Here is a 3,853-nt window from a genome sequence, read left to right as displayed (position 1 = left end):
AGATAAAGTTCCTAGGGCCTAGGATCCTAGGTCCTAGGCACTGCTTTTCGCTCTTCCCCATATTAAGAGCCCCAATGCAAGCACGATCTGCTCTATCTAGTTTCTAGCCTCTAGAAGCGAAGCGTCTCGTCTCTTTCCCGTACTCAAAACCCTGAACGCTTTATTTACCCCGTTTTACTCGCCATTATAAATAGCTTTCTACCCAACAATGCTGTTTTACTATTCTGTCTTTGCACCGTTGGAGAGTTCCCGAAGCGCTTTTTAGCTAATGAACGAATTAATGGTGCTAAGAAGTACCAAATTTTTGATGATGACTGCAGTTTATCTGTTCTGAAAGTGGCAATCTCAAAACCACACATAGAAAGCATCCAGGTATACCTATCCAAAGAAAACGGGGATATATGTTGTTCGGCAGGTGAGCGAACAAAAGGCTCTAAAGGACCGAATGAATAACCATAGCCAGTTAATAAAAAACTTAGTCTATATTTAAGCGACAGAATGTTTGGTGTAGAAAAAACGTACTTTCCGTTAGGTTTCAGAACTCGGTTCACGTTTGTGAAAAAGCCGCTATGATTCTCAATATGTTCGATAACTTCGATAGATAACACTAAATCGAATGTACCAGCTTCATAAGGCAAGTCGCCATTAGCATCAACTTCTAAGCACTCAATATCAGCAACCTTAAAATTGTTAGCATCAATATCACACGCGCACACTTGATACCCAGCTCGTTTCAATTTTAAAGAAAGAGACCCCTGTCCCGCTCCAATATCAAGGATTTTGGTGCTTGCTGGCTCAGGAAACGTATCTTTTACAAACTTTAAAACAGTGTCATGCGTACCTGAAACTGCCATTTCTTGTGGGACCATAGTATTCGGAACCTTGCTAGCCATCTGAAAAAGAAGGGATTGTACGACACCCTTTTTATCAAGTCGAGTATAGGCTCAAAAGTGCCTGCCTCGGTAGGCAAAGCCTAAGTTTCTAGAGCCTAGTCTCTTACTTACCTAGAGCCGTTTTAAGCTTTCCCCAGCTTGGCAAATTCACGCAATAGGTCTGCTTTGTCGGTTTTCTCCCATGGGAAAATTTCACGACCAAAATGACCATACGCAGCAGTTTGCTTATAAATAGGTTGCAGCAAGTCGAGCATTTCTTGTAGGCCATACGGACGTAGATCGAAGTGCTCACGAACGGCTTTAATAATCACCTCTGGCGCCACTTTTTCAGTGCCAAAGGTTTCGACCATGATAGACGTTGGCTCGGCCACACCAATGGCGTACGACAATTGAATCTCACAGCGGTCAGCAAGGCCAGCTGCGACGATGTTTTTCGCTACATAACGTGCGGCGTAGGCGGCAGAACGATCCACTTTTGATGGATCTTTGCCTGAGAATGCCCCGCCACCGTGACGGGCTGCGCCACCGTAGGTATCCACGATAATTTTACGGCCGGTTAAACCACAGTCTCCCATCGGGCCACCAATCACAAAGCGACCCGTTGGATTAATAAAGAATTTAGTCTCTTTGGTGAGCCATTCTGCAGGCAGAACCGGTTTGATAATTTCTTCCATGACCGCTTCGCGGAGATCGTCGGTTGAAATGCTGTCGCAATGCTGTGTTGACAGCACCACGGCGTCAATGCCCGCAATCTTGCCGTTGTCGTAAGCGAAAGTGACCTGGCTTTTTGCATCAGGACGTAGCCAATCTAAGGTGCCATCTTTACGCATTTGCGCTTGGCGCTCAACCAAACGGTGTGAGTAAGTAATAGGGGCCGGCATCAGTACATTGGTTTCATTGGTGGCAAAACCAAACATAATCCCTTGATCGCCGGCACCTTGATCTTTGGGATCAGCGCGGTCAACGCCTTGGTTTATATCAGGTGATTGTTTGCCAATGGTGTTCAATACAGCACAAGAATTGGCATCAAAACCCATATCGGAATGGACGTAACCAATATCGCGTACCGTTTGGCGAGTGAGCTCTTCAATATCAACCCAGGCTGAGGTCGTCACTTCCCCGCCTACCATGACCATTCCGGTCTTCACATAGGTTTCGCAGGCAACGCGCGCTTTGGGATCTTGCTCAAGAATGGCATCCAAGACCGCATCAGAAATCTGATCGGCGATTTTATCAGGATGGCCTTCAGAGACGGACTCTGAGGTAAACAGGTGCTTAGCCATGTGACACTCTCATTGGTAATTAAGGGAAGTAACAGCACGTAATAACTCATACCATCAACGACTTAAGAAGCTATAACTTCTAGACGGCTATTCTATTCGCAATGATAATAAATGCAAATTTGTCGCTCCGTATTCAAAATCTCAAATACAGATGATTGAACGTCACTCCCCTGAGAGTTGAGACCTTAGGCGCTTCCTCGCTTTGGGCTCTTCCTGTATGATGCAACCGCATTTCTGCAACATGCCATTCATAAAAAAAATAGAAGACAGAGGAAAGGATCTTGCTGCTTACTTCTCGCCAACGGCTCACCAGCTTATTGTGTTTGATTTACTTCACCACCTTGCTTATCACGCCCGACTCGTACAAATATGGCGCGATTTTATTGGCGGTCACCGCTCTGATAATGTTGCCGAGTACGTGGCAGGCGCTAAAAACACACCCCGCCATGCTGATTAGTGGCTCATTGGTGCTCTACTTTGTGGTCACACTCGCCTTTGCCCTACCGGGAGAGCATTATGAGCAACTGGATATGCCCAGTCGTGTTTTGCTCGCCATCATGATTTTTGCATTGCTCTTGAAGTATCCGCCTGAGCTTAAATCCGTTTTTTACGGCTGCGCGATTGGTGCCGCTTTGGTAGGAGTTATTGCACTGTATCAGCATTATATGCTCGATATTCGTGCGCTTTCGACTGGCGGCTTTATGCCCATTCAAGTTGCCGGCATGGCCGCAAGCTTAAGCGTTTTTAGCATTTTTGCCTATATCTATAGCTGTAAGCGAGCATTACCTACCTTAAAGACCATCGCCTTTTTAGGCATCACCCTAGGATTTATCGCCACACTGCTCAGTGGCGGGCGTGGCTCTTGGGTGATTACCCCTTTTGTCGCTTTGTGGGCAGTGATCTACTACCGAAAACACTTTAGCTCGCGAGACTATCTGGCCATCGCCACCAGCGTTGTTCTGATTGTGGTCACTGCCCTGGTCCCTGCACTAGATAGAGCTGGTTTAGTTTTCGCCGAATTGGATGACTACCAACAAATTCAACGCACTGAAATGGCCGATGCGGACACACAACGCACGCCCAGCGTGACCAGCTCTTCAGGTGTGCGAGTCGAGCTATGGAAAACGGCCTTATATTTATTTGCTGATAACCCCATCACAGGAACTGGCTATAGCCAATTTACATCCGCTAGAGAGGTATTGGTTGAAAAAGGCCAGGTTGATCCTATCGTGATGGACTTTAGTCGTGCCCACAACCAGTTGTTAGAAGAACTACAAGTCAAAGGATTGATTGGCGGGTTAACCTTGATTGTGTTAATCGCAGCGCCTTGGTTAGCAACCAGAAAAACCAACACAGGCGACACGCCAGACAAACATTTTGCCACCATAATGCTGCGCAGCCATCTTATCCTGATTGCTGGCTATATGCTGACGCAACATTACCTTAACCACCACTCCGGCATTTTGTTTTTCTCACTTGGGGTGGTGATATTCGCGAGCATAGCGTTGAGGGCAGAAGCTAGAGACTAGAGACTAGAGACTAGAGACTAGAGACTAGAAAGATCCTAGGTTCTAGGGGACGGAATACGGAATACGGAAAAAGCGTATCGTGCCTGGTCCTGTAGATAAAGTTCCTAGGGCCTAGGATCCTAGGTCCTAGGCACTGCTTTTCGCTCTT

At 46.6% G+C, this 3,853-nt stretch carries 3 protein-coding genes; 1 reads left to right on the top strand and 2 read right to left on the bottom strand.

The window, feature by feature from the left end; translation table 11 throughout:
• Window positions 1-164 precede the first annotated feature (164 nt).
• Entirely contained in the window at window positions 165-869 is a 705-nt protein-coding gene (locus HLG76_RS14570) for a bifunctional 2-polyprenyl-6-hydroxyphenol methylase/3-demethylubiquinol 3-O-methyltransferase UbiG (RefSeq protein ID WP_175993930.1), read from the bottom strand.
• A gap of 146 nt (window positions 870-1,015) precedes the next feature.
• Complete coding sequence (gene metK, locus HLG76_RS14565; RefSeq protein WP_175993929.1) at window positions 1,016-2,176, bottom strand: methionine adenosyltransferase; 1,161 nt, start codon at window positions 2,174-2,176, stop codon at window positions 1,016-1,018.
• 281 nt (window positions 2,177-2,457) lie between these two features.
• On the opposite strand from metK, the gene HLG76_RS14560 reads away from it, so the two are divergent.
• Window positions 2,458-3,705, top strand: coding sequence for an O-antigen ligase (locus HLG76_RS14560; protein ID WP_175993928.1), 1,248 nt, complete (start codon window positions 2,458-2,460; stop codon window positions 3,703-3,705).
• The last annotated feature ends 148 nt before the right edge of the window (window positions 3,706-3,853 follow it).

This window comes from Salinivibrio sp. EAGSL (assembly GCF_013366455.1).
GTDB lineage: Bacteria > Pseudomonadota > Gammaproteobacteria > Enterobacterales > Vibrionaceae > Salinivibrio > Salinivibrio costicola.
This window is presented reverse-complemented; position numbering and strand designations above follow the sequence as displayed.

What these genes read in the sequence shown, in the direction of transcription:
- HLG76_RS14570 (WP_175993930.1), bottom strand. Translation starts at nt 869, where the DNA reads ATGGTCCCACAAGAAATGGCAGTTTCAGGTACGCATGACACTGTTTTA.
- metK (WP_175993929.1), bottom strand. Translation starts at nt 2,176, where the DNA reads ATGGCTAAGCACCTGTTTACCTCAGAGTCCGTCTCTGAAGGCCATCCT.